Raw genomic sequence first — 26,379 nt, 5'->3', positions numbered from 1 at the left:
TATGGCAGATCATCCGATACAGGGACTAATGAAAACGGCGTTGGACAGTCTGCAATCAATGGTCGATGTCGGAACAATTGTCGGCGATCCGATTGAGACTGACGACGGGCACACAATTATCACTTTGTCAAAGGTCGGTTTTGGCTTTGTCGCAGGCGGAAGCGAATTTAATACCAAAAATGAAAATCCGGATGAAGATCCGAGTGAAGATACAGAAGCCTATCTTCCGTTCGGCGGAGGAACCGGCGGAGGCGTTTCGATCACCCCGATCGCATTCCTGATTATTGGTGAAGAGGGAGTAAAAACAGTTCATCTGGATAGCAATACGCACTTATATGAGCGCCTGATTGATCTTGCTCCCCAGACTATAGAAAAGATCAAAGAAATAATTGATAAAAACGGCGGTGGAGCTGCACAGCGGCGGAAAAAACGTCGTGGAGAGTGGCAGGACGAGGAATTTAATTAAATTTGATAATTGAAACAGAATGTTGCTCGCCGCGCATTCTGTTTTTTTAGGCTTGAATGTCTGAATGTCGGAGTGGTAGTGCGCTGGCGCCAGCGACAAGCAAGGGCCACAGCGATGATGCAAACAAAAAGGAACAGGATCAGGTCGAAGATTGTGGGAAAGTGCTGGCCAGTAAATCACGATTAACCAAACAGACCGATATATTGTGCAAACGGACCGATAACCCGCGCAGGAACAGATCGATAAATCGCGTTGGAAAAAACAGCGACGTTGCAGTCAATATGGCATAAATCACGAATCAGGATCTGAAAGGCTTTTTCGCTAAGCACGTATATGTCCTGTGAAAGTAGGACCGGGCGTTTTAGCCTGGTCTTTTTGATTGAAAAATTTTGTCCGGCCGAGCTGTTCTTAAATCATTTTTGCGCAAAATGAAACGAACCTGCTTAATGATACGTAGTAATAAAAGGCTTTATACGGATTTATGCAAATTCGCAGCCATTGCTCTGATATGAAATTTAGTCTATAGTTAGTGAACGTAGGAGTGAGTGCGAATATGGCGCAAGTGAAGATTCAGACGAACAGAAAAAAGCTGCAAAACAGGTATCCAGAAAAGAAAAAAGGATATCTCCACTCAATAGGTCTGCCAAAATTTGCATTCGAAAATGAGACAAGATCATTCAATCTTTTACAGGAGTCAATAGGCAATTTTTAAAATTCACGATATAATATATTATGAAAGCGCTTTATTTATATTTGGAGGAAATGACTTTGCAAACAACGTCAGTCAGTGAACTCTTTTCAGTGTTTGATCAGGCAACACTTTTTATAAAAAAAAATAACGAAACGAATTATTTAACCGCGCTTTGTGAGACAGCAGAAGGGCTGCTTCGCAATGAGATCAGGCAGGAGCCCTTAGAAAAGAAACTAAAGCCGCTCTACGAACGTTTTAATCACCTGAAGATGACAGCTGAAGAAGTCAGACGCGCATTTCAGCTTGCACTGCTTAAAGGGATGAAAGAAGCACCTCAGCCAAATCAGGAATTAACGCCGGACACTCTGGTGCTTCTGATCGGGCATATGTTTGCCATGCTAGCTGGGGAAAAAGCTTATTCCATTCTTGATCCCGCCGTCGGCTCCGCCAATCTGCTGACAGGTATACTGAACCAGTCGAGAACGGATAAGGTTCAAGCGTACGGGATTGACGCAGATCCGCTTCTTGTCCGACTGGCAGCGGCTAACGCAAACTTGCAGCAGAAAGAAATTCAGCTGTTTCATCAGGACGGTCTCAAACCAATCATGATCGAACCGGCCGATTTTGTTGTCTGCGATGTTCCGGTTGGGATCTACCCTGATCAGCGTTCAGCGGATACGTATTTACTTAAATCAGTAACAAAACAACCATTGACACATTTTCTGTTTGTGGAACAGGCATTGAGAAAATTAAAAACGGAAGGCTATGCGCTTTTTCTTATTCCGAATCACTTATTCACGGATGATCAAACGCATACGTTTCATGATTTTCTTAAAAAAAACGCAAACATACTTGCACTCATTCAGCTGCCTGTTTCTCTGTTTAACAAGGTAAATCAGGCAAAAAGTATTTTATTGCTGCAAAAGAAGTCAGGCAAAGGCACCCTTGCGCGGCAAGCACTGCTCGCGGAAATGCCGGATTTTTCAGATGAAGTGAAAATGCGTAAATTTATGCAGCAGTTAGATCATTGGTTTTTGCACCGTTCGGTTTAAGATGACGAGGGGGTGATCGACATTGGCATTAATTCTTGCGATCAACGCTGGCAGCTCCTCGCTGAAATTTCAGCTGCTGGATATGCCTGCAGAGCGTCTGGTGACTAAAGGTTCGTTTGAACGTATTGGTCTGTCGGATTCCATTTTTACAATCAGTGTACATGGAGAAAAAAAACAGGAAATTGCATCAGTACCAGATCATGAAGAGGCTGTGCGCATACTGCTTGATCGTCTTACCGGTTTAAAAATTGTCCGCACCTTAAAAGAGATCAGAGGCGTTGGACACCGAGTTGTGCATGGGGGCGAGACTTTTGATGATTCTGCGCTGGTTACAGATGAGGTCATAAAAAAAATAGAAGATCTTTCTGAACTCGCGCCACTTCACAATCCTGCGAATCTGGTCGGCATTCGGGCGTTTCGTGAAGTGCTGCCCGAAGTTCCCGAAGTCGTCGTTTTTGATACCGCTTTTCATCAAAGCATGAGTGATGAGGCGTATCTGTACAGCGTTCCATACGACTACTATAAACAATATGGCATTCGAAAATACGGATTCCATGGGACCAGTCATAAATTCGTTGCTTATCGTGCGGCGGAATTACTCAAACGGCCGATAAAAGAGCTGCGTCTGATTTCCTGCCATCTTGGAAATGGTGCCAGCATTACCGCAGTCAAAGCCGGTAGATCGATTGATACATCGATGGGCTTTACGCCGCTTGCCGGATTGACCATGGGGACACGTTCCGGTGATATTGATCCCGCTTTAATTCCCTACATTATGGATAAAACCGGTATGAACGCAAGTGAAGTTATTAATGTGTTAAACAAAAAAAGTGGTATGCTCGGAATTTCCGGATTTTCCAGTGATTTAAGGGACATTGAAAAAGAAGCGCGAAGAGGGAACAAACGTGCGAAACTTGCGATCGCGGTCTTTGTTGAACGGATACAGAAATATATCGGGTCCTTTGCTGCAAAAATGAATGGTGTCGATGCCATCATTTTTACTGCGGGGATTGGAGAACACAGTTCGATGATCCGTGCGCGTGTCCTTGATGGTCTCAGTTTCCTTGGCGTTCACTGCGATCAGGAAACGAACAAGATTAACGGACAGGAGACGTTCATCAACATGCCGGATTCAAAGATCAAAGTACTTGTCATCCCAACTAACGAAGAAGTAATGATTGCGCGAGATACTGTGCGTTTATCACAACAGCAGCAGAGTATCTGATACGGCGCTTTGCCATACAGGAAGAGGGTTCCTCAAAGAATATAATTCTTTGAGGAACCCTCTGGCATTTGCCTTGATAACGCTCGCCGACTGAATCTTTACTCGATGATTTGGAGCGCTTTCGGGTAATGGGTCAGCGTTTCCGGGCCCTTTTCACCAAGATAGACATCGTCTTCGATACGGACACCGCCGACGTTTGGAACGTAAATACCGGGTTCAATCGTAAAAACCATGCCGGTCGTCAGTACTTTGTCGTTTGCAGCACTCATGGATGGCTGTTCATGCTCACCAAGACCAAGCCCGTGTCCAAGCCGATGCGTGAAATAATGACCATAACCTGCGTCGGCGATCACTTTTCGCGCGACTCCGTCAAGGTCACCGATGCGCAATCCCTGGCGAACGGCTTCAAGCGCAGCAAGATTAGCCTGCAAGGTTGCATCATAAATTTTATATTGTTCGTCTGAAGCATGTTTGAAGCAGACGGTTCGGGTAATATCGGAGCAATAACCATCAATGACGACACCGAGATCGAAGAGCACGAAATCACCTTCGTGAATTTGGCGTGTTCCCGGATAGCCATGCGGATTTGCTGTGTTCTCCCCAGTCAAAACCATCGTATCAAAGGCCATTTCAGAATAGCCTTGTTTGGCAAGCTCATACTCAATTTCTGCGACAATTGCAGCTTCTGTACGGCCTTTTTTAATTGCGTCGATTCCTAACCTTACCGCATAATCCGCAATTTCGCCGGCTTTTTTCATAACTGCGAGTTCATGTTCATCTTTAATGTTGCGCATGTCAGCCAGATAGTCCTCAATGGATCGGAATTCAAGTTGCTTATCGATGGCTTTTAGCGCAAGCGTCTTATTATAAGGCAGTGTGCTTGGCTCAATATACACTTTGTTAAATGAAGCTGCACGGCTGCTCAGTGCTTTTTTTACGGTATCCCACGGATTCTGATCATCGCGGTAACCAAAAACCTCATGACCAAATGCCGATGCGCGTGCCTGACCGACTTCCAGTTCCGGGCAAACGAGGAACGGTTCATCATCGGGAAATAAGAATAAACCGAGAAAACGTTCATGTGGATTACATTTGAAATGCGTAAGATAAAAAACATTTGTAGGGTCGGCTATATAAGCGAACCGCCCTTCATGGCCGCGCAGCCATGATTCAATTTGCTTCATCTTCTCTGACAATTAGGGTCACTCCAGTTTCATTTAATAATAATAATGTATCACAATATAAGCGTGTTCGGGCCGTTTCGGGTTGATTTCTTAAAAAAGAGTTCTGCTAACTTTACTGTTGTATTTCGATCGATTATTCATCAGCCTGCTGAGATGATGAGGAGAGCAGATGAACCGATGACTGTGAGGTCCCGCGGATTTTTACAAAGCCAAACAGGATCAAACAAGGTGCGGCAACTGTTTTATGCAAACTTCGGCCTATATGTAGTGTATAATAATTTTTATAAATGCATGTTAAGAACGGGCGCTTAGTAATTAATGTTCAGTAACGAAGGGAGAAAAAGTGAATGAAAATTACCTATGTCGGACATTCGACCGTTTTACTGGAGACGGAGAAGGGCAATTTATTAATTGATCCATTTATCAGAGGGAATCAGCGGACCCCAATGACGATTGATGACTTACCAAAAATTGATGCCATACTGCTGACGCACGGTCATGGTGACCACATCGAAGATACGCAGCTAATTGCTGAGCGCGACGGGTCACTGGTTATAGCCATTGCCGAACTGGCTACTTATTTCAGCTGGAGAGGTTTGAAGACACATGGCATGTCTATTGGCGGTGCGCACACTTTTCGTTTCGGTACCGTTAAAATGACGCAGGCCTTTCACGGGTCGAGTATTACTGATGCGGCAAATCGCCAGATCGTGTATGCGGGTATGCCGGCCGGGCTGCTGCTGAAGATTGAAGAAAAGACGATTTACCATGCAGGGGATACTGCACTTTTTTCCGACATGAAATGGATCGGTGACCGCTATGCGATTGATCTTGCATTTCTGCCAATCGGGGATAACTATACGATGGGGCCAGAAGATGCACTGCAGGCGGCAAAATGGATCAAGGCTAAGACTGTTGTTCCGATTCATTACAACACATTTCCAGTCATTCAGCAGGATGCCGGCTGGTTTGCGGATCAGCTGAACGGACACGGATGTGTGATGTCACCTGGTCAGACACTAACCCTGTAAGGGCTGTTTGGAGCGGTTGATATGGAGACGAAGCATGAACAAATCTTAAGATACATTGCAGACCTGGATGTTGGCAGCAAAATTTCAGTTCGTCAGGTTGCTAAGGTTCTTCAGGTCAGTGAAGGCACGGCGTATCGGGCAATAAAAGATGCAGAGATTCAAGGACTGGTCAGTACCGTTGAACGGGTAGGGACGGTGCGGATTGAGCAGAAAATGAAGGAAAGCATTGAAAAACTGACCTTTGATACGGTTGTGAATATAGTAGATGGACAAGTACTCGGCGGGCGAACAGGGCTTTCGCGGACGCTGAATCACTTTGTTATCGGTGCGATGGAAATGGATGCGATGAAACGCTATATTGGCGCAAATGATCTGATGATTGTCGGCAATCGCGAGTCTGTCCATGAGTATGCTTTAAAAGAGGGTGCAGCAGTTCTGATTACCGGCGGTTTCAATACAAGTGAGCGTATTAAACGGCTGGCTGATCAGACACAGCTGCCAGTTATTTCAACTGCCTATGATACATTCACCGTAGCTGCAAAAATAAACCGGGCCATTTATGATCAGTTAATCAAAAAAGAGATTGTTTACGTATCGGATATCATGATTCCTTTTTCAGAGACCCAGTTTGTTTTTAACTATGATTCACCGAAACGTTGGTATGAATTAAACCGCAGGACTTCACATAGCCGTTTTCCGGTTGTAGATCAGCAGATGAAAGTCGTCGGAATAGTGGCGATGAAAGATCTGATGAAAGATCAGCATGTATCAACAATTGAAGAAATCATGACTGCAGCTCCGCTTGTCGTCACGCCGACAACATCAGTGGCTGCCGCTGCACATCGAATGATATGGGAAGGGGTGGACGGCTTGCCGGTTGTTGACAAGCAGCATCACCTTGCTGGTATTGTCACGCGTCGTGATGTGCTTAAAGCACTGCAAAGAATACAGCAGCAGCCGCAAATGGGTGAGACCATTGAGGACATCGTTTCGTCACAGCTCGCGGATTATTCAAATGATCATCGCTATGAATTTCGATTTACCGTTACACCGCAGATGAGTGACTATCTGGGTTCAGTCTCCCACGGAGTTATGACGTCAATTGTAACAACCGTCGGCAGACGTATTCTGAACCGCCTGCGTCGCGGTGATTTGGTAGTGGATAATCTTTCCTTTTATTTTTTCAAGCCGGTGCAACTGGAGCAAACGGTGACCGTCCATCCCAAAATTCTTGAAATGACTCGAAGAAACGGGAAGCTGGACATCGAACTGTTCGCAGACGGTCAGCTTTGTGGCAAGGCATTGCTTAATGCTCAGTTTATTGACCGTTATTGACGCATTCAAAATGAAAAGCGAATCCATAGGAGGACGCACATGATTGATGAGATTTTAAATCAGATTAAGCAATACGACACTATTATTATACATAGGCATGTACGGCCTGATCCTGACGCACTCGGATCTCAGGGGGGGCTCTCATGTCTGATAAAGGATAACTTTCCGCAAAAAAATGTTTATATTGTCGGAGAAGAAGCTGCCGACCTGCGGTTTCTGGTTACCATGGATACCGTTGATGAGGATGTATATGAAGAGGCATTGGTTATTGTCTGTGATACGGCAAACCGAGAGCGGATTTCCGATAACCGCTACCGTCTCGGCCGTCACCTTCTGAAAATTGACCATCATCCGATTGTTGACTCATACGGAGACCTGGAATGGGTTGACCCGCAGGCAAGCTCAACAAGTGAGATGATCTGTTCCATCTATCAAAGGCACCCGGAATTAACGCTTTCGCAAAATGCAGCCCGGCTGCTTTTTGCCGGAATTGTTGGTGATACCGGTCGTTTTCAGTTCAGCAACGTCACTTCTGCCACTTTTCGCGCGGCCTCAGAACTTGTCAGGCTCCCCTTTGACCGTCAATCGTTTTTTAATCAGCTCTATGAGCGCAGCCTGGCACAGGTACGTCTAAACGGTTATGTCCTGGAGCATTTTACGCTGACCGAAGAAGGCGTTGGCTACGTTAAACTTACTCAGCCGCTGATCCACGCTTACCATCTGACAGCTGCAGACGCTTCTTCACTTGTGAACAGCTTCTCCAATGTTGCTCATCTGAAGGCATGGGTCCTTTTTTCGGAAGAGGGGAAGGTTATTCGGGCAAGAATTCGATCAAAGGCGCCTTCAATTAACCAATTGGCTGAGAAATATCATGGAGGCGGACATCCGATGGCCTCAGGTGCAACAGTTAGCAGTTGGGAAGAAGCTGATCAGCTGATCGCAGATTTGCGCGCACTTTGTGCAAAATAAACGGATCGATCATCAATCTGGAAGAAGGAGTATAAGCCGATGACGTTTGTACATCTTCATGTTCATAGTGAATACAGTCTGCTTGACAGCACTTGCCGAATCGACCAGCTTGTTGCGCAGGCGCAACGTTTTGGTCAAAAAGCGATTGCGCTTACTGACCGAAATGTCATGTATGGTGTGATTCCTTTTTATCGTGCCTGCATGCGGTCAGGACTGCATCCGCTGATTGGGATGGAAGTGTCTCTTGAACTCGCAACTGAACAAAAAACAGTACACAGCAAAGCAAGCGACGATTTTCCGACAATCTTGTTATTGGCTCAAAATAATTTAGGTTACCAGAATCTTGTTAAGCTTTCTTCAACTATTCAATGCAGCGGCCGTTCATGTGCCCCTCTGCCTGTAATTGAAAAATATTCGGATGGTGTGCTTGTGTTATCAGGAGGTGCTGATGGTCCAATTGACCGTCTTCTAGCCAAAGAGAACGACGCATATGCGCGTGAGGCTGTTGAAGCTCTTCTCTCTGTTTTCGGAAACCGTTTTTTCATTGAAATTCAGCGCGCCGAGCATCATCAACCGATTGAGCGTCAGCTGCGGGCGCTTGCCAGACATTATGCACTGACACTTGTTGCGACAAACAGTATCCATTATCTGAGTCAGGAAGATGCAAGGGCCCATGCATGCCTTGCCTGTATAAAGAATGGGACGACCTTGAAGGAGCGGCCGGTATTCGATCATGAATTTGATTTTAAATCGACAGAAGAAATGTCGCGTAAATTTGCTGATCTTCCCGAAGCCGTTGCAGAAACCGGCAGGATTGCCGAATTGTGCCACGTCTCTTTCGAATTTGGAAATGCGCGTTATCCTTCTTTTCCATTGCCTGAGGGTGAAACGTCAAGACAGGTACTGCATGAACAGTGTATAAAAGGCATGAATGAACGCTATTCGGTGATCACACTGCAAATTCAGGATCGTCTGAAGTATGAACTTTCCATTATAGATAAAATGGGATTCAATGACTATTTTCTGATTGTTGCAGATCTTGTTGCGTATGCAAGAAAATCTGGCTATATGCCAGGCCCGGGCAGAGGTTCTGCAGCCGGGTCTTTAGTTGCTTACGTTTTAAAAATCACAGAAGTAGACCCAGTCAAATATCATCTGCTTTTTGAACGGTTTTTGAATCCTGAACGTATCACGATGCCAGATATTGATCTGGACTTTCCGGATATTGATCGAGATAAAATGATTGAATATGCGTATAAGAAATATGGGCGCGCGCATGTGGCACAAATTATCACCTTTGGCACACTGGCTGCAAAAGCGGCAATTCGCGATGTCGGACGAGTGCTCGAAAGTGATCCGCAGCTCGTTGACCGCATGGCACGGTTAATCCCTGCACTGCCGAAAAGAACACTGGATCAGGCGCTTAAAGAATCAGACAAGTTGAGGAATCTGGTAAATGCATCGAAGGAAGCGGCTGAGCTTGTTGCACTGGCACGTAAAATCGAGGGGCTTCCGCGCCATACATCGATTCACGCGGCAGGCGTTATTTTCAGTGACCGTCCGCTGACCGATTTGGTTCCCATCCAGCTGGGGCACGATTCCATTCCGGTAACACAATATCCGATGGATATTCTGGAATCCTTAGGGCTACTTAAGATTGACTTCCTTGGTTTGCGCAATCTGACTTTTATGCGGGAAGTCGTGCAGAGAACTCCTGAGTTTAATCATAACTCCATCACTCTTGAAACGGTCCCGTTAGATGATCCGGAGACATACCGGCTGCTTGGAAGCGGAGAAACGATGGGTATTTTTCAGATGGAGTCGGAAGGCATGCGTCAAGTCCTGCGTAAATTGCAGCCAACCGAATTTGAGGATATTGTTGCTGTACTTTCGCTCTACCGTCCTGGACCGGTACAATTCATTGATCGCTATGTACGCTGCAAGCACGGAGAAGAAAAGGTGACCTATCCGCATCCTGATCTTGAGCCAATATTGAAACAGACATACGGCGTTCTTGTCTATCAGGAACAAATTATGCAGATTGCTGTACGAATAGCCGGATACTCGCTTGGACAGGCAGATATTTTACGGAGGGCAGTCGCGAAAAAAAAACGTGCACTGCTCGAACAACAGAAAAAATCATTTATTGCCGGATGCGTGCGGAACCGGCACTCTGAAGAATCAGCATCAGAAATCTTTGACTTAATTGTCCGGTTTGCAAATTATGGATTTAATCGATCCCATGCAGTTGCCTACAGCTTTATCTCCTATCGGCTTGCTTTTTTAAAGGCACATTTTCCGCAGGCTTTTTTCGCGGCACACCTGACTGCGATCATTAACAATACGGATAAGCTTGAAGCAACCCTTCGTGAGTTACACAGCCGGAATATCCCGCTTTTCCCGCCTTCGATTAACGAAAGCGAGCGAGGGTTTGAACCTTCAGATCGAGGCATACGCTTCGGATTGGCAGCAATAAAAAACGTGGGTGTTGGCGCGGCTGATGCGCTTGTGTCTGAACGAGAAAAAAATGGCCCCTACACCAGTCTTTATGACTTCTGTCGCCGCATCCCGTCCCGCAAAGTGAACCGTAAAGCAATTGAGGCAATGATTTTTGCCGGAGCGTTTGATCTTTTTGATGTTGAACGCTCTTCTCTGCTTGCGACTCTGGATCGAGCAATGAGCTTTGGCGAAGAAGAGCAGAAGATGGCAGGTGGCCAGACCACGTTGCTGCCCGCCGAGCATGATCAGGATGACTACGCTGAGGTCCCTCCGCTCAGTCGGCAGGAACGCATGCACTATGAAAAAATGGTGCTCGGGTTTTATTTGTCGGCACACCCTGTCAGCGAGTTTCGGGCACATTTACCGCGAGGATTCACAACGGTTAGCGAAGCAATAAAAATGTCCGACGGCGGTGTGGCTGTGTTGCTTGTTATGAGTGAGCAGATAAAACGCATTCGAACAAAAAAGGGGCAGCCGATGGCCTTCTTTTCCGCGAGTGACGAAACGGGTGTCATTGACACCGTTTGTTTTCCGGATACGTATCAAATGGTTGATCATCTTCTTCTCGAAGGACAGTTACTCGTGATTCGGGCAAAACGAGCAAACGGAAAGGGCGGAGACACGCCGCAACTAGTGCTCATTCGAGTAATGCTTCTGAAAGATTATTTATCCCGAAACCAGATGGTACTTTTTCTGAAGATCGATCGCGCTCATCATCATCCGGAGATGCTTGAACAAGTAAAATCAGCACTGATGCAATCGCCGGGCAGGCATCGCGTTTTTCTGTATTATGAACTGAGTAAGGAAACAGTTGCCCTTGGCCCGAAATATTCGGTTCATCTGGATGAAGCATTTATCTCTTCTTTGCGCTCGCTTCTGGGTACGCATAATGTGACGACTACTTCTGAACGTATGCGGTGAGCATTTTTCACGCGTTCGCTCTGAACAGTGATGACCTGTGCATTTCTGTATTTTTGTATGACGTTTGTTATAATAGTGAAGTTTAGGAATTTTTTCGTGCAGCCGGCCTTTTAAATCATCGATTCAGTTTTCTGCATTAAATCCGTTAATGTGAAATTTTTTTAGCAATGATTGAAACCATTTATCAACGATTTCATGAATTATGCGTGAAGAAAAAGTGACAGGTTTACAAGGAAGATGAATTAAAAGTTTTGACAAAGTAAGAGGGTGATATACTTGATGAAGGACTTTTTCACTAAGAAAAAAAAGTACGCAACAGTCCCCTCCGCGAAAGCGAGGCAGGATGTTCCCGAGGGCATTGTCCGTAAGTGTCCAAAGTGTAAAAAAATCATGTATGTCAAAGAACTGCAGAAACATCTGTTTGTCTGCCAATCCTGCGGATATCACTATCCAATCAGTGCACAGGTCCGTGCAGAAATGCTGTTCGACCAGAATTCATACGTGGAATTTGACAGAAATATGGTTTCACTCAATCCACTCCAGTTCCCCAACTATCTCAACAAGCTGGAGTCGGATCGAAAAAAAACAGGACTGAACGAGGCGGTCTGGACCGGGAAGGGCATGATTGAAGGATATGAAACTGCCGTTGCCATTATGGACAAGGGATTTCGCATGGGCAGTATGGGTTCGGTCGTTGGCGAGAAATTGACGCGGCTTGTCGAATATGCAGATCAAAATGGGTTGCCAGTCATTATATTCTCTGCATCCGGAGGGGCACGCATGCAGGAGGGTGTGCTCAGTTTAATGCAGATGGCGAAAACAAGTGCGGCATTAAAAACGTTCAGCAAAAACGGCGGACTCTATATTTCGATTATGACTCATCCGACGACTGGTGGTGTTTCAGCAAGTTTTGCGTCGCTCGGTGATTACAACTTTGCTGAACCCGGGGCGTTAATCGGATTCGCCGGACGCAGGATCATTGAGCAGACAATTGGCGAAAAGTTACCCGAAGATTTTCAGACAGCGGAATTCTTATTGAAGCACGGTCAACTCGATCAGGTGATTCCACGTTCTGAACTGAGAAATGTGCTCAGTCGGATTTTGTCAATCCATGCGGCAGGAGGTGTCGAGGGATAATGGGACCGGAACTTGATTTTGAGAAGCCGATCTTTGAACTTCAAAAGAAGATTTCCGAGCTGAAGACGTTTATGGACGAGAAGGGCATTGATCTCTCTGACGAATTGAATCATCTGCAGGAACGGTTGAAGGATCTCGAAAAGGAGACCTACGGCAGCATGACCCCGTGGGAACGTGTTCGCGTTGCGAGAAAGTTGAATCGTCCGACAACATTGGATTACCTCCCGCTTCTCTTTACCGATTTTGTCGAATGCCACGGCGATCGCCTTTATGGCGATGACCCGGCGATTGTCGCTGGAATTGCAAAATTCCACGGACGCCCGGTGACGGTTATCGGGGAACAGCGTGGACGTGATACCAAAGAGAATATCATGCGAAATTACGGCATGCCTCACCCGGAAGGCTATCGTAAGGCGCTGCGTCTGATGCAGCAGGCTGAAAAATTTCGCAGACCGATTATTACCTTTATTGATACTAAAGGGGCATTTCCAGGAAAGGCTGCCGAGGAACGTGGGCAAAGTGAAGCGATTGCCCGGAATCTTTTTGAAATGTCGTGGTTGTCTGTTCCTGTCATTTGTGTTGTCATTGGTGAAGGTGCAAGTGGTGGTGCGCTGGCGATTGGCGTTGGCAATCAGATTCTGATGCTGGAAAACTCATGGTATTCAGTGATTTCTCCCGAAGGAGCAGCGGCACTTTTATGGAAGGATGCCGGTAAAGCGGAAGTTGCCGCGAAGACGATGAAAATAACCGGTTCCGATTTGAAAAAACTTGGTATTATTGATAAACTGATTCCGGAGGTTTTGGGCGGTGCTCATCATGACCCGGGGAAGCAGGCAGAAATTATAGATCAGGCACTTATTGATTCGTTGAAAGAGTTAAGTCCGCTGTCTGCTGAGCAGATTCGTCAACAGCGTTTGACCAAGTATCGCGCAATCGGCGATTATGAGACCGTCCAGGGAAATCAATCCGACCAGAAAGGCAATAACAGAGATAATAAAATGAGGTGATTGTTGTGATGAAAAAGATTGGTGTGCTGACGAGTGGCGGTGATGCTCCGGGTATGAACGCTGCGATCCGTGCAGTTGTAAGATCGGGCATTTATCGCGGCGTTGAAGTTTACGGTATTTATCATGGCTACAAGGGCTTAATTACCGGAGACATTAAAAAACTGGAAGTATCGGATGTCGGTGACATCGTGCAACGTGGTGGCACCATACTTTATACTGCCCGCTGCGAGGAATTCAAGACCGAAGAAGGACGAGCCACTGCGATTAAGCAAATGAAAAAATTCGGCATTGAGGGACTTGTTGTCATTGGCGGAGACGGTTCTTTTATGGGCGGTGTCAAACTGACCCAGCTTGGCTTTCCCACTATCGGCATCCCCGGCACTATTGACAACGACATTCCGGGCACTGATTTCACTTTAGGCTTTGATACGGCACTGAACACGATTATTGATGCAATTGACAAAATTCGTGACACAGCGACGTCTCATGAGCGACGGTTCATTATTGAAGTAATGGGCCGGGGATGCGGGGATCTTGCTCTGTGGTCCGGGCTTGCCGACGGTGCCGAATCGATTCTCATCCCTGAATCGAAGGAAGATCTTGATACCATTGTTGAGCGCCTGAATCGCGGAATTGAACGCGGCAAAAAGCACAATATAATTGTTGTTGCGGAGGGCGTAGGCAGAGCGGACGAAGTTGCCAAGGCAATCAAGGACAAAGCGAATATGGACACGCGTGTGACGGTTCTCGGACACGTTCAGCGTGGCGGTGCGCCTACTGCTTTTGATCGCGTGCTCGCGGCGCGGATGGGCAATAAAGCCGTTGATTTGCTCCTTAGCGGTGACAAGGGCAAAATGATTGCGATCCAGAATAATCAGATTGTTGCTCATGATATTCTCGATTTGCTCACTAAAAAGCATGAGTTTAACGAAAACTTATATCAGTTAGCAAAAGTTTTATCCATATAAAATGCCGGAGGGAACTATTTAATGAAAAAGACAAAGATTATTTGTACGCTGGGACCATCAAGTGACACGGTGGATACGCTTGTTAAAATGATCAATGCGGGTATGAATGTTGCGCGTTTCAACTTCTCACATGGTGATCATGAAGAGCATCACCAAAAAGTGCTTAATCTTCGCGAAGCAATGAAAATCACCGGAAAAAGAGTGGGCATCCTTCTTGATACGAAGGGGCCGGAAATTCGCACACACGATATGGCTACTCCGGAGGTTTTACTCGAAGAAGGCAAGAACGTTGATATTTCAACTACTGAAGTTGCCGGAACGGCAGAAAAATTTTCCATTACTTATGCTGAATTGATCAATGATGTCAGTGTAGGTTCGAAAATCCTGATTGACGATGGCCTGGTTGAGCTTGAAGTTACAGGCATCGACAAAGAAGCAGGACTGATTCATAACAAAATTCTTAACACCGGCGTTTTGAAGAGCAAAAAAGGCATTATTGTTCCCAATGTCAGCATTAAGCTCCCTGGTATGACAGAAAAGGACGCGGACGATATTGTTTTTGGCATCGGCGAAGGTATTGATTTCATTGCCGCTTCTTTTGTTCGCCATGCTTCGGATGTTCTGGATATTCGTAACCTGTGCAAGGAGCATGGTGCCGATGATGTGCACATCTTCCCTAAAATTGAAAGCCAGGAGGCTGTTGACAACATCGAGGAAATCCTTGAAGTTTCTGATGGCCTGATGATTGCCCGTGGCGATCTTGGTGTTGAAATTCCGCCGGAAGATGTACCGCTCGTACAAAAACGCTTGATCAAGATGTGCAATAAAGCGGGCAAGACGGTCATCACAGCGACACAGATGCTTGATTCAATGATCCGCAATCCGCGCTGTACACGTGCTGAAGCCAGTGACGTGGCGAATGCAATTTTTGACGGTACGGATGCAATCATGCTGTCCGGCGAATCAGCATCTGGTAAATGGCCGGTTGAAGCAGTGACGACGATGAAAAACATTGCATTGAAAGCAGAATCAGCTCTCGATTATAAAGGCATACTTAAGAAATTGAGCGATTCCAGTGAACCGACGGTTACGGCTGCCATTGGCGAAGCGGTTGCCCATACGGCATTGAATCTGGAAGTCGGTGCAATTATCACCTCTACGGTGAGCGGTTATACGGCAGGTGTCGTTTCACACTATCGTCCGAAAGCACCAATCATTGCTGTAACGAATTCTGAGCGTGTGGCCAATAAAATGTGCCTGGCATGGGGCGTAACACCGGTGCTGAGCGAAAGCGCAAAAACAACGGATGAAATGTTCGAAATTGCTGTTGACAGCGGCAAGAAGACGGGTCTTGTCAACGACGGTGATCTTGTTGTCATTACTGCGGGCCTTCCTGTTGCAGCATCCGGCAAGACCAATATCATGCGTGTGCATAAAGTTGGCGAAGTGCTGACTCAGGCTTGATGATCTGAACGATTTATTTTTATTCTTGCATTGTATTGTTTATGATAAGAGGGTGTCTCAAAAGTCTATTGACAATGGGGCACCCTTTAAAATTACATATGTTTTGGGATTAAGGTTGCGGGTAATGGACTCCGCGGAAATCCCTGCTGGTGCGGGCAACTTAAGCGCAGTATAAGTTCGCTGCTTTTTGTGCCTTCTCTTTAATATTCGCTTGTTAACAGAAAAATGTTTTTTGTCAGTTAAAGAAGCATCTCCAGGCGGAGTAATCGATACAATCACGATCTGAGGAACGTAAACAAGCGGAAATTTCTCAAAAATAAATTTTAACTTTGGGGTGTAACCGAAATGAACGAATGCACGACAAAAATTGCTGTTCGTTATAATGAAACCGATAAAATGGGTATAGTTCATCACAGTCAGTACGTCATTTATTTTGAAATTGCGCGCACGCAATTCGTACGCCAGGCAGGTATCCCATACAGGAAAATTGAGGAGGACGGATTGATGATGCCGGTACTCGGTGTCGAAGTACACTATCATTCTCCCGCATACTACGATGATTCGCTTATCGTGGAGACATCCATTGCTTCATATGACAGCATTAAAATGACTTTCAATTATAAAATATTCAGGGAAAGCGACCATTGCCTGCTGGCAGACGGATCAAGTATGCATTGCTGGACAGATGCAAATCTGCGCCCGGTTTCGATAAGGCGCAAAAATCCGCAATTGCACTCATTGATTGTAAACGCACTCAAGCGGACGCAATGAGGTGCAGCCATGATAAAAAAAGTGCTGCTTTTGCTGCTTCTCTATGTTTTCGCAGAAACAGGCGTACTGATTTATGTTGGCGGGCGGATTGGTGCTCTTCAATTATTTTTAATTGTATTCCTGTCGATGGTCATTGGCATTTGGATGGTGCTGCGTCAAGGTCTTGCTCTTCTTAATCGTATCAGAGATGAGTTAAGAATGAAGAGAATACCGGGCGAACAGCTTCTTGACGGGGCATGTCTGCTTTTAGGCGGGTTGTTGCTGTGCAGTCCGGGACTGATCAGTGATTTACTTGGTGTGTTGCTTCTTGTCCCGTCAGTAAGAGTTAAAATGGTTGTTTTTATCAAAAAATGGATACGCAGGCGGCTGAGCGATGGGAGCCTTTCTCTTTTCTTATTCAGAAGGCATTAACGATTGGTGTGTTATACTTTTTTTCCAGTGATGTATTGCCATATTGTCTGCCAGGTGCCTGTGCGATGCAAGGTTTTAATCGCAACGAGAGTCAATGGACCGATGATGATCCCGGGAAGGCCAATCCAGCGAAAACCAAAGTAAATGGATATCAGCGATGCCAGCGGGTCAATGCCGATTGCCATTGATAAAATTTTTGGTTCCATAAGCTGCCTCTGGATGATTGCCGCAATGTACAGACTGGACAGGCATATGGTGAAAAAGTAATGATGCGTGAAGAACTGATAGAGAATCCAGGGAATGAAAATAACGCCTGTGCCCAAATAGGGGATTAAATCGATAACCCCGGTGACAAGGGAAATGGTCAGCGGATGCGGCACACGTAAAACCAGCAGTCCTGTATAGATGAGCAGCATTGTCATAAAGACGAGCAAAAACTGGGCGCGTACAAACCCAATGCACGTTTTTTTCAGCTCCGAGAGTACGTGGTCAATCAATTTTCCGGTTGGATAACGATCACAGAATGCGTGGAAACGTCGTTTAATCTGTTCGGAATCCTTTGACAGAAAAAAAGAAGCCAGGAAAATAAATATAGCTGAAATCAATGTATCCGGCAAAGTGGCAACGAATTGTGTCAGATGAGACAGCAGCTGGCCGGCAAAATCGTTGACAAAATCAACAAGTGTACCTGCCATGCCTTCGATATTAAGTTGAATTGTTTTTTGCTGAACTTCCGGAAGTCCGGAGAAAATATGCATGGCTTGTTCCCATGACGGAAGCAGTTTTGAAAAAAAGAAGGTTTGTATATCGCCAATCAATACTTGAATTTCATCAGGAATCGATCGAGAAAAAGAAGATATGCCCCGGGTGACAGCGATAACGATAAATAAAAGTATACTGATAGAAAGAGAAAAAAAGAAAAAAAGGACAACAAATGACGCTGCTCCTCGGGGCAATCCTATTTTTTTTTCAATAAAAACAACGATGGGATTGATGAAGAAAGCGAGCACGCAAGCAATCAGGAAAGGCAGTGCGTAACGAACTGCGAGCAGCAAAGTGGCCACAATTAATGCCATTGCAGCCATAACGACGAGGGCACGTAATAAAATCATCAGACCAGCTATGAATGGTCGTGTTTCCTGTGAATTCATGTCCCATCCCCACCTTATATTCATCCTATGCGGACAAGGCATGAATAGAACGCAACAGAGGAGATAAACGAACGAATAGAGAGATTTTATTCACAAAGCCTCTGCAAGCAGATATAATCAAAATAACGATAGCTGAGTAAAAAAGAAACAGCCTGTCGATCCGCTTTTGATCCTGTAACTTGCTTCCAAATGATGAAGAGAAATGATTTAAAAACATCGGAAACAGAACGGCGCTTTTAAGGAGGGAATGACTTTGACGACAACGAGGGGATTGGAAGGTGTTGTTGCAACGACGTCAGCAATTAGTTCAATAAGAGATGACGTGCTGACGTACCGCGGCTATAGAATTCAGGATTTGGCCGAAACGGCGACTTTTGAAGAGGTTGTTTATTTGCTGTGGTATGGTGAACTGCCTTCAGTGCGGCAGCTTAAATCGTTCAGGCAGGCACTTGCTGAGCATGCGGAGGTACCAGATGAAATCTTTGAAATGATTAAGAAATTTCCTTTAGATATTGTTCATCCTATGGCAGTGCTTCGGACCGCTGTGTCGAATCTTGGAATCTATGATCCAAACGCTGAACAGATGAGCCGGGAAGCGAATATAGAGAAGGCAATTCGGATTCAGGCACAAATTTCAACACTGGTGGCTGGTTTCGCGCGTATTCGAAAGGGGTTAAGCCCAGTTTCTCCCAACAGGGCGCTTGGCTATGCGGCCGATTTTCTTTATATGCTGAAAGGAAGCCTGCCGCCTGATGCGGAGGCACGTATGTTTGATAAAGCGCTTATTCTCCATGCCGATCACGAATTGAATGCCTCAACATTTACGGCACGTGTGTGTGTCGCGACACTCTCAGATATGTATTCGGGAATTACATCAGCGATCGGTGCATTGAAAGGGCCGCTTCATGGAGGGGCAAACGAACAGGTCATGAACATGCTGACGCGCATTGGATCGATTGAATGGGTAGAAGATTATGTGGCGAATGCACTTGAGAAGAAGAAAAAAATTATGGGTTTTGGGCATCGCGTTTATAAAAACGGTGATCCGCGTGCCAGAATATTAAAAGAAATGGCCAAAAAGATCAGCGATCATCGGGGCGACCGCCATTATTATGACATGTCTGAAAAAATGGAAAAAATCATTCGCGAGAAAAAAGGGCTTTTGCCGAATACAGATTTCTATTCAGCGACGCTCTATCATTTACTTGGCATTGATCATGATTTGTTTACACCTGTCTTTGCGATCAGCAGAACCTCAGGATGGGCCGCGCATATTATGGAACAATATAATGGAAACCGGTTGATTCGGCCGCGTGCTGAGTATAATGGTCCAAAGCTCAGACGCATTGTCCCGATTGAGCAGCGCTGAGCGCTCGTCATCAATCATCAAATCTATATGAGATCATGAGAAGATGGAGGTATCGTTGTGTCAAGAGGAGAACAAATCAACGTAAGAGACGGTCAGCTAATCGTTCCAAATCATCCAATTATACCCTACATCGAAGGAGACGGAATCGGTCCGGATATATGGCGGGCGGCTTCCCGTGTTTTTCAAGCCGCTGTTGAAAACGCCTACAAGGGAGAGAAAGAGATTGTCTGGAAAGAGGTTTATGCCGGGCAGAAAGCTTTTGATCTGCGCGGGGAATGGCTGCCTCAGGAGACGATGGATGCGATCAGAGAATATAGAATTGCGATTAAAGGGCCGTTAACAACACCGGTTGGCGAGGGCATCCGTTCGCTGAATGTGACACTTCGACAGCAGCTCGATCTGTTTACTTGTCTGCGTCCTGTACGATACTTTGCGGGTGTTCCTTCGCCGATCAAACATCCGGAACAAGTGGATATGGTGATCTTTCGGGAGAATACCGAGGATATTTATGCAGGCATTGAGTTTGCCGCAGAATCTGAGAAAGCCAAAAAAGTTATTCGTTTCCTTCAGGATGAAATGCACGTCGGGAGCATTCGTTTCCCGGAAACATCCGGAATTGGCATCAAACCCGTGTCGAAAGAAGGCACCGAGCGGCTGGTACGCGCGGCCATCCGTTACGCGATCCATGAGGGCAGGAAGGGCGTGACGCTTGTTCACAAAGGCAATATCATGAAATTTACTGAAGGTGCTTTCAAGAAGTGGGGCTATGCGCTTGCTGAACGAGAGTTTCCAGATCATATATTTACTCAGAATCAATATAACAAAATCGCATCAGAAAGTGGAAAGGAAGCGGCGGAGCATGAATTAAGCAAGGCAGTGGATGCTGGAAAGATCATAGTCAAAGATGTGATTGCGGATAATTTTTTGCAACAGATTCTCATCCGGCCAGCGGATTATGATGTTGTTGCTACGCTGAACTTGAATGGAGATTATATTTCCGATGCGCTTGCGGCTCAGGTTGGCGGTATTGGTATTGCGCCGGGAGCCAATATTAATTTTGTAACAGGTACCGCTTTATTTGAAGCGACACATGGGACCGCCCCATCATTTGCGGGACTTGATAAAGTAAATCCGTGTTCATTGATTCTTTCCGGTGTGATGATGCTGGAACATATAAACTGGCATGAAGCGGCGAACTTGATTATTCATGCAATCGAGAAAACAATTGCAAACGGGATAGTCACATTTGATTTTGCACAATTGATGGATCATGCTACTGAAGTTAAATGTTCGGAGTTTGCTGATGCATTAATTTGTAATTTGTAAAAAGACAGATCACAAAAGTAATAGCTGGAAGGGACCTAAAGGTAATGGCCTTAGGTCCTTCTTTTTTATACGCTTGAAAGTATTTTAGCTAAGCATAAAGTGTAAGCCAGATACGAAAGCGCGAGATGCCAGCGAGACTCCGCAGATTCCAGCTTGTCCGAGGCGGCTCGCGGTGCACCCGCGGCAGGCGAGCAACTGAAGTGCCGATTCAGTACCATAAAGACACGAACCCAATTCGATTATAGAGTAAAAGGAACTTCCACTAACGTAGGGAATTTTCAATAACTATAAGGAACTTTCGATGGTTGAAAAGGAACTTCCACTAATGTAAGGGAACTTTCAATAATGTAAGGGAACTTTCAATAATGTAAGGGAACTTTCAATAATTATAAAGGAACTTTCGCTAAGGGCGCATACGTCCTGTATGCAACGCGAAAGCCATCACGTCCTGTGAAAGTACGTCCTGTATGCAACGCGAAAGCCATCACGTCCTGTGAAAGTACGTCCTGTGCACAACGCGGAAGCCACCGCATCGTGCGGAAGTAAGGACCGGGCTATGCCTGGTCTTTCTAACAGATAAAGTATATGGTTTTGCCCTGTATCAAAACAATGCTCAGCATAAGTACAATGACTGAATACAAAGATCTTCAAAGGATGTCTGCTGCTTCGAGGACTTATGCATGATCTTGATGCTGGCGATAAATAATAGTTATGCATGGACAAAAAAATCAGTCTGACCATGCACAAAAACCAGGGAAAAACAATAATGTACGGTGCTTCGACAAAAAGCGTCTTTACAAAACCTTTACAATTCGTTTATATCGCTTTAAAAGTCGAGCCTTAATATTGAAAATGAAATAAGGTGACTCAACAATCTGAGGGGGAAATATTCTTATGAAAAAGAAAAACTTGCTTGCGATTGGACTTGCTCTTGTCCTTTCATTAACACTCATCCTTAGCGGATGTGGAAACGGGAGCGGTTCATCAGACAGCAGCAGTTCTTCTAAAGAGGACTCCAGTTCATCTGAAGCCCTGTCCGGTAAAATTACAATCGGCGGATCAACTGCACTTCAGCCACTGGCTGCACAGGTTGCAAAGGAATTCATGGAAAAGAATCCTGATGTTCAAATCGAGGTTCAGGGCGGCGGCAGTGGTACCGGTTTAAGTGAAGTTCAGGCGGGCAATTTTGACATTGGTATGTCCGACGTATTTGCAGAAAGTAAATCAAACATTGATGCAAAGGCACTCAAGGATTACCAGGTTGCTGTAGTCGGCATGACTGCCGCAGTAAATCCGAAAGCTGGAGTAAAGAATCTTTCAAAGAAAGATCTTCAGGATGTATTTACTGGCAAAGTAAAGAATTGGAAAGAAGTTGGCGGCAAAGACCAGAAGATTACTCTTGTTAACCGCCCAGACGGTTCTGGTACACGCGCTACATTCGATCAGTTTGCACTTGACAATAAGACACCTGCTGAAGGGATTACTCAGGATTCAACGAATACTGTAAAGAAAATTATTTCTGAAACTCCTGGCGCAATCGGCTATATGGCACTCTCTTATTTCACAGCAAATGATGATTCAGTTGTTAAACTTTCCATTGACGGCGTTGATGCATCAGAAGATAACGTAGCATCCGGAAAATTCCCAGTGTGGGCATATGAACATATGTACACAAAAGGTGAACCTTCAAAACTGGTTAAGGCATTCCTTGACTTTATGATGAGTGATGCAGTACAAACCAAAGACGTTCCTGCTCAAGGTTACCTTTCTGTAAAAGACATGAAGGTTCAACGTGATGCTGAAGGCAAACAAACGGATAAATAAAAAACGCATATTAAATCAATGCGTCAGTTAAATAAGAGTTGAAAAGTCTAATGGCGGCTAAAGCGGGATCGTAAGATACATCCCGCTTGTCGCCATATAAGCATTTTGAATAACTGTAAAATGAGGTGTGAGGATGAAAGTCGGCAGTTTAAATGATGCGGCACCGGCATCTGAGGGAAAATCAAAATTAATTAATGAAAAAAGCTTTTTTGGACGATTTACGGATCGCGCAAGTGAAAGCAGGGGAAAAGTAATCATTTACAGCAGCGCGCTGCTTATGATTGTTGCTGTTGTTGCGATCACATTGTTTTTAACAATACAAGGTCTGCGCTCGTTTGTTGTTGATCACCTTAACTTCTGGACGTTTATTACAGGGACCGAGTGGTATCCGGACCGCACAAAAAATCCGACTTTCGGTGCATTTCCATTTATTTTTGGATCGCTGGCGGTTACTTTTCTTGCTGCTTTGATCGCGACCCCCATCGCGATCGGAACCGCTGTATTTATGGCGGAAATTGCCAAAAAATGGGGAACAAAGGTGATGCAGCCGGTCATTGAAATTCTGGTTGGTATCCCCTCCGTTGTTTATGGACTTATCGGCCTTTCGATTGTCGTTCCCTTCCTGCGTCAGCATTTCGGCGGGACTGGATTTAATTTGATAGCCGGAGCATTTGTTGTAGGTATCATGATTTTGCCGACTGTGGCCAGTATTGCGGCGGACAGTCTTCGCGCTGTTCCTGATTCGCTGAGACAGGCATCATTCGCAATTGGAGGAACGAAATGGCAGACGATCTGGCGTGTTGTCATCCCTGCCGCAGGTTCCAGTTTGCTGACAGCAATTATATTAGGTATGTCCCGAGCGTTCGGTGAAGCTCTTGCCGTTCAGATGGTGATTGGAAACGCGAGAGATCTTCCCAAGTCCATTTTGGATCCCTCAGCCACATTGACAACGATCATTACTTTAAGTATGGGGCACACAACCACCGGGAGTCTGTTAAACGATGCTCTGTGGTCACTTGGCTTGATCCTTTTACTTATTTCATATGTTTTTATTGTCATCATTCGTTTTCTGGGGAAAAGGGGTGAAAGCAGATGAACAGCAAGGTGACGAATCGGATCGCACTGTCCGTCATTTTTTTATGCGCAGCTGCGATGGCAGCAATCCTGCTTTCCATGCTTGGCTATATTTTGGTTAAAGGTGTAACCAGTATCTCCTGGCATTTCCTTACAACGTCAGCAAGCCCGTTCTTAGCCGGCGGCGGTATTAAAGATCAGCTGTGGAATTCTTTCTATGTACTGGTTATCACCATGTTGCTGACAGTTCCGATCGGTGTATGTGGCGGTATTTACCTTGCTGAATATGCTAAACCGGGCAGACTGACTTCATTTATCCGTACTTGCGTTGAAGTTCTTGCTTCACTTCCGTCTATCGTTGTGGGTATGTTCGGTATGCTTATCTTTGTGAATTATTTTGGATTAAAATATTCGGTATTATCCGGTGCACTTGCGTTGACGGTTTTTAATCTTCCAGTCATTGTCCGAGTTACAGAAGACGGTTTCCGCGCACTGTCCCGCCATCAAAAAGAAGGCGGGCTCGCTCTTGGCCTGACGCGCTGGCATACCATCAAAACCATCCTGCTCCCTGCAGCATTTCCAAGCATTCTTACTGGCGTTATTTTGTCTGCCGGCCGAGTGTTCGGCGAATCTGCCGCACTTTTATTTACAGCCGGTCTCTCTTCACCGGATCTGGATTTTAATAACTGGAATCCGGCGGCTCCGAATTCACCGCTTAATATTTTCCGCTCAGCCGAGACGCTTTCAGTGCATATTTGGGCTGTAAATACAGGCGGTATTATGCCGGATGTACAAACGATTGCCAACGGATCAGCCGCTGTTCTTGTCATCAGTGTGCTCATATTCAATCTAATTGCCAGGATGCTTGGCAAAGTCATTGATCAAAAATTTTCAGGCAAATAAGCAGGAGGAATGAATGATGATACAAATGGAAAACAATATTGTGACCTTTGCAAATAATAATACGGTCAATAAAGAAATGCCGATACAGATTAATGTGGAACATGTTGATATTTATTATGGAGACAATCATGCAGTGAAAGATGTGAATCTGCCTATTCACGAAAAGTCGATTACAGCGTTGATCGGACCTTCCGGATGCGGGAAATCAACGTTTATCCGAACAATCAATCGAATGAACGATTTGATTCCATCTGCACGTTGTGAAGGTACCATCAGCTACAAGGATGTCAATATCCTTAATCCGAAAGTGGATGTGGTTCAGCTTCGCAAAGAGATTGGCATGGTTTTCCAGCAGCCGAACCCATTCCCAAAATCCATCAGTGAAAATATTCAATTACCGCTGCGCTTTGCTGGCGTACGCAACAAAAAAACGCTGAGAAAAGCGACTGAGGACTGCCTGAAACAGGTTGGACTTTGGGATGAAGTAAAGGATCGTCTGGATCGCTCAGCAACCAGTCTTTCCGGCGGGCAGCAGCAGAGACTGTGTATTGCCCGCGCGCTTGCGCTTAAACCGGATGTTATTCTACTCGATGAACCTACATCTGCACTTGATCCGGTGTCGAGTTCAAAGATTGAAGAACTTTTACTTGAGCTTAAAAACAGTTATACAATTATTATTGTTACGCATAACATGCAGCAGGCAGCCAGAATTGCGGATTTTACGGCCTTTTTCTATCAGGGCGAACTGGTTGAGTTTGGAGAAACAAGGAAATTGTTTACAAATCCTGAGAAAAAAAGCACTTCCGATTACATTTCGGGACGTTTTGGTTGATCTGTATGCAATTAAATGCAATGATTATACTGAATGTTATGATATAGAGAGCAGTAAGGGGTGGATGAATTGGCAAAAAAAATTCTGGTCGTTGATGATGAGCCGTCCATTGTGACACTGCTCTCCTTTAACTTGAAAAAAGGCGGCTATGAGGTACTGACAGCAACGAACGGGACGGATGCACTTAAATTGGCGAAAGATAATCGTCCGGATTTAATTGTACTTGATTTGATGCTTCCGGGAATGGACGGCATGGATGTATGCAAGCAACTTCGGCAGGAGAAATTCTTTATCCCGATACTCATGTTGACCGCGAAAGATGATGAGCTTGACAAAATTCTTGGACTTGAATTAGGCGCTGACGATTATATGACGAAACCATTTAGTCCACGCGAAGTGGTTGCACGTGTCAAGGCAATATTAAGACGGACGGACCTGGGCAAACAGGAACAGAATGAAGTGCTGTCCATTGGGGAACTGAAGGTTTATCCGAATAATTTCGAAGCGACATTCAAGGGTGAAGAGATGGTACTGACACCCAAGGAGTTTGAACTTCTTGTTTATATGATGCAGCATAAAGGGCGTGTTCTGACACGAGAACAGCTGCTTAATGCGGTCTGGAATTATGATTTTGCCGGTGATACACGTATTGTCGATGTGCATGTCAGCCATCTTCGCGATAAAATTGAAGATGTCACACGAAAACCAGTTTATATTAAAACAGTGCGGGGGTTGGGTTATAAACTTGAAGAGCCAAAAGTTTGACAAA

General features: G+C 45.3%; 21 protein-coding genes and 1 pseudogene. 20 read left to right on the top strand and 2 right to left on the bottom strand.

All coding sequences use genetic code 11. From position 1 onward, the window contains the following. The first annotated feature begins 1 nt into the window (after position 1). From ytfJ to M3N64_RS01465, 3 genes are all read left to right on the top strand, one after another. On the top strand, positions 2-466 hold the full coding sequence (ytfJ, locus tag M3N64_RS01475; RefSeq protein WP_249096159.1) for a GerW family sporulation protein: 465 nt from the start codon (positions 2-4) through the stop codon (positions 464-466). 762 nt (positions 467-1,228) lie between these two features. Further along, positions 1,229-2,209, top strand: coding sequence for a class I SAM-dependent methyltransferase (locus M3N64_RS01470; RefSeq protein ID WP_249096149.1), 981 nt, complete (start codon positions 1,229-1,231; stop codon positions 2,207-2,209). 22 nt (positions 2,210-2,231) lie between these two features. Continuing rightward, the gene (locus M3N64_RS01465) at positions 2,232-3,434 is read left to right on the top strand and encodes an acetate kinase (RefSeq protein ID WP_249096146.1); all 1,203 of its coding nucleotides are present in this window, start codon (positions 2,232-2,234) and stop codon (positions 3,432-3,434) included. A 98-nt stretch (positions 3,435-3,532) separates the two neighbouring features. Here the strand turns inward: M3N64_RS01465 and M3N64_RS01460 are convergent, their stop codons facing one another. Then, on the bottom strand, positions 3,533-4,630 hold the full coding sequence (locus M3N64_RS01460) for a M24 family metallopeptidase (RefSeq protein ID WP_283163250.1): 1,098 nt from the start codon (positions 4,628-4,630) through the stop codon (positions 3,533-3,535). Positions 4,631-4,965: 335 nt separating this feature from the next. Here M3N64_RS01460 and M3N64_RS01455 point away from each other — a divergent pair, with 335 nt between their 5' ends. The 10 genes and pseudogenes from M3N64_RS01455 to M3N64_RS01410 all read left to right on the top strand — a co-directional run bounded on the left by M3N64_RS01455 (position 4,966) and on the right by M3N64_RS01410 (position 17,131). Beyond that, positions 4,966-5,649, top strand: coding sequence for a metal-dependent hydrolase (locus M3N64_RS01455; protein ID WP_249096140.1), 684 nt, complete (start codon positions 4,966-4,968; stop codon positions 5,647-5,649). 21 nt (positions 5,650-5,670) lie between these two features. Then, entirely contained in the window at positions 5,671-6,984 is a 1,314-nt protein-coding gene (locus M3N64_RS01450) for a DRTGG domain-containing protein (RefSeq protein WP_249096138.1), read from the top strand. 39 nt (positions 6,985-7,023) lie between these two features. Beyond that, on the top strand, positions 7,024-7,953 hold the full coding sequence (locus M3N64_RS01445; RefSeq protein WP_249096137.1) for a DHH family phosphoesterase: 930 nt from the start codon (positions 7,024-7,026) through the stop codon (positions 7,951-7,953). Positions 7,954-7,992: 39 nt separating this feature from the next. Continuing rightward, positions 7,993-11,373 (top strand): DNA polymerase III subunit alpha, encoded by a 3,381-nt coding sequence (dnaE, locus tag M3N64_RS01440; protein ID WP_249096135.1) that lies wholly within the window; start codon positions 7,993-7,995, stop codon positions 11,371-11,373. Positions 11,374-11,649: 276 nt separating this feature from the next. Continuing rightward, the gene (gene accD, locus M3N64_RS01435) at positions 11,650-12,510 is read left to right on the top strand and encodes an acetyl-CoA carboxylase, carboxyltransferase subunit beta (protein ID WP_249096133.1); all 861 of its coding nucleotides are present in this window, start codon (positions 11,650-11,652) and stop codon (positions 12,508-12,510) included. Then, positions 12,510-13,517, top strand: a complete 1,008-nt coding sequence (accA, locus tag M3N64_RS01430) for an acetyl-CoA carboxylase carboxyl transferase subunit alpha (protein ID WP_249096132.1) — start codon at positions 12,510-12,512, stop codon at positions 13,515-13,517. The genes accD and accA overlap by 1 nt, the downstream gene beginning before the upstream one ends. Before the next feature lie 8 nt (positions 13,518-13,525). Next, the gene (pfkA, locus tag M3N64_RS01425) at positions 13,526-14,485 is read left to right on the top strand and encodes a 6-phosphofructokinase (RefSeq protein WP_249096127.1); all 960 of its coding nucleotides are present in this window, start codon (positions 13,526-13,528) and stop codon (positions 14,483-14,485) included. Between the two features lie 21 nt (positions 14,486-14,506). Beyond that, positions 14,507-15,943, top strand: a pseudogene (pyk, locus tag M3N64_RS01420) (pyruvate kinase); the annotation flags it as partial. Between the two features lie 351 nt (positions 15,944-16,294). Next, a complete protein-coding gene (locus M3N64_RS01415; RefSeq protein WP_249096120.1) occupies positions 16,295-16,720 on the top strand; it encodes an acyl-CoA thioesterase in 426 nt (141 codons plus the stop codon). Between the two features lie 9 nt (positions 16,721-16,729). Continuing rightward, positions 16,730-17,131: an FxsA family protein gene (locus M3N64_RS01410; RefSeq protein WP_249096118.1), complete on the top strand. Its 402-nt coding sequence runs from the start codon at positions 16,730-16,732 to the stop codon at positions 17,129-17,131. Positions 17,132-17,142: 11 nt separating this feature from the next. Here M3N64_RS01410 and ytvI read toward each other — a convergent pair whose 3' ends face one another. Continuing rightward, entirely contained in the window at positions 17,143-18,282 is a 1,140-nt protein-coding gene (gene ytvI, locus M3N64_RS01405; protein WP_249096115.1) for a sporulation integral membrane protein YtvI, read from the bottom strand. A 253-nt stretch (positions 18,283-18,535) separates the two neighbouring features. Here ytvI and citZ point away from each other — a divergent pair, with 253 nt between their 5' ends. The 7 genes from citZ to M3N64_RS01370 all read left to right on the top strand — a co-directional run bounded on the left by citZ (position 18,536) and on the right by M3N64_RS01370 (position 26,375). Next, positions 18,536-19,651 carry a citrate synthase gene (gene citZ, locus M3N64_RS01400; protein WP_249096106.1) on the top strand — a complete coding sequence of 372 codons (1,116 nt, stop codon included), beginning with the start codon at positions 18,536-18,538 and terminating at the stop codon, positions 19,649-19,651. Between the two features lie 57 nt (positions 19,652-19,708). Beyond that, positions 19,709-20,977, top strand: a complete 1,269-nt coding sequence (icd, locus tag M3N64_RS01395; RefSeq protein ID WP_249096103.1) for an NADP-dependent isocitrate dehydrogenase — start codon at positions 19,709-19,711, stop codon at positions 20,975-20,977. A gap of 894 nt (positions 20,978-21,871) precedes the next feature. Beyond that, positions 21,872-22,801 (top strand): phosphate ABC transporter substrate-binding protein, encoded by a 930-nt coding sequence (locus tag M3N64_RS01390; RefSeq protein WP_249096100.1) that lies wholly within the window; start codon positions 21,872-21,874, stop codon positions 22,799-22,801. A gap of 133 nt (positions 22,802-22,934) precedes the next feature. Next, entirely contained in the window at positions 22,935-23,897 is a 963-nt protein-coding gene (gene pstC / locus M3N64_RS01385) for a phosphate ABC transporter permease subunit PstC (RefSeq protein ID WP_249096098.1), read from the top strand. Next, complete coding sequence (gene pstA / locus M3N64_RS01380) at positions 23,894-24,778, top strand: phosphate ABC transporter permease PstA (RefSeq protein WP_249096096.1); 885 nt, start codon at positions 23,894-23,896, stop codon at positions 24,776-24,778. The genes pstC and pstA overlap by 4 nt, the downstream gene beginning before the upstream one ends. A 76-nt stretch (positions 24,779-24,854) precedes the next feature. Further along, complete coding sequence (gene pstB, locus M3N64_RS01375; protein ID WP_249096879.1) at positions 24,855-25,610, top strand: phosphate ABC transporter ATP-binding protein PstB; 756 nt, start codon at positions 24,855-24,857, stop codon at positions 25,608-25,610. Between the two features lie 69 nt (positions 25,611-25,679). Continuing rightward, positions 25,680-26,375, top strand: coding sequence for a response regulator transcription factor (locus M3N64_RS01370; protein ID WP_249096093.1), 696 nt, complete (start codon positions 25,680-25,682; stop codon positions 26,373-26,375). Positions 26,376-26,379 lie beyond the last annotated feature (4 nt).

Source organism: Sporolactobacillus mangiferae (assembly GCF_023336505.1).
Classification (GTDB): Bacteria; Bacillota; Bacilli; order Bacillales; family Sporolactobacillaceae; genus Sporolactobacillus; species Sporolactobacillus mangiferae.
This window is presented reverse-complemented; position numbering and strand designations above follow the sequence as displayed.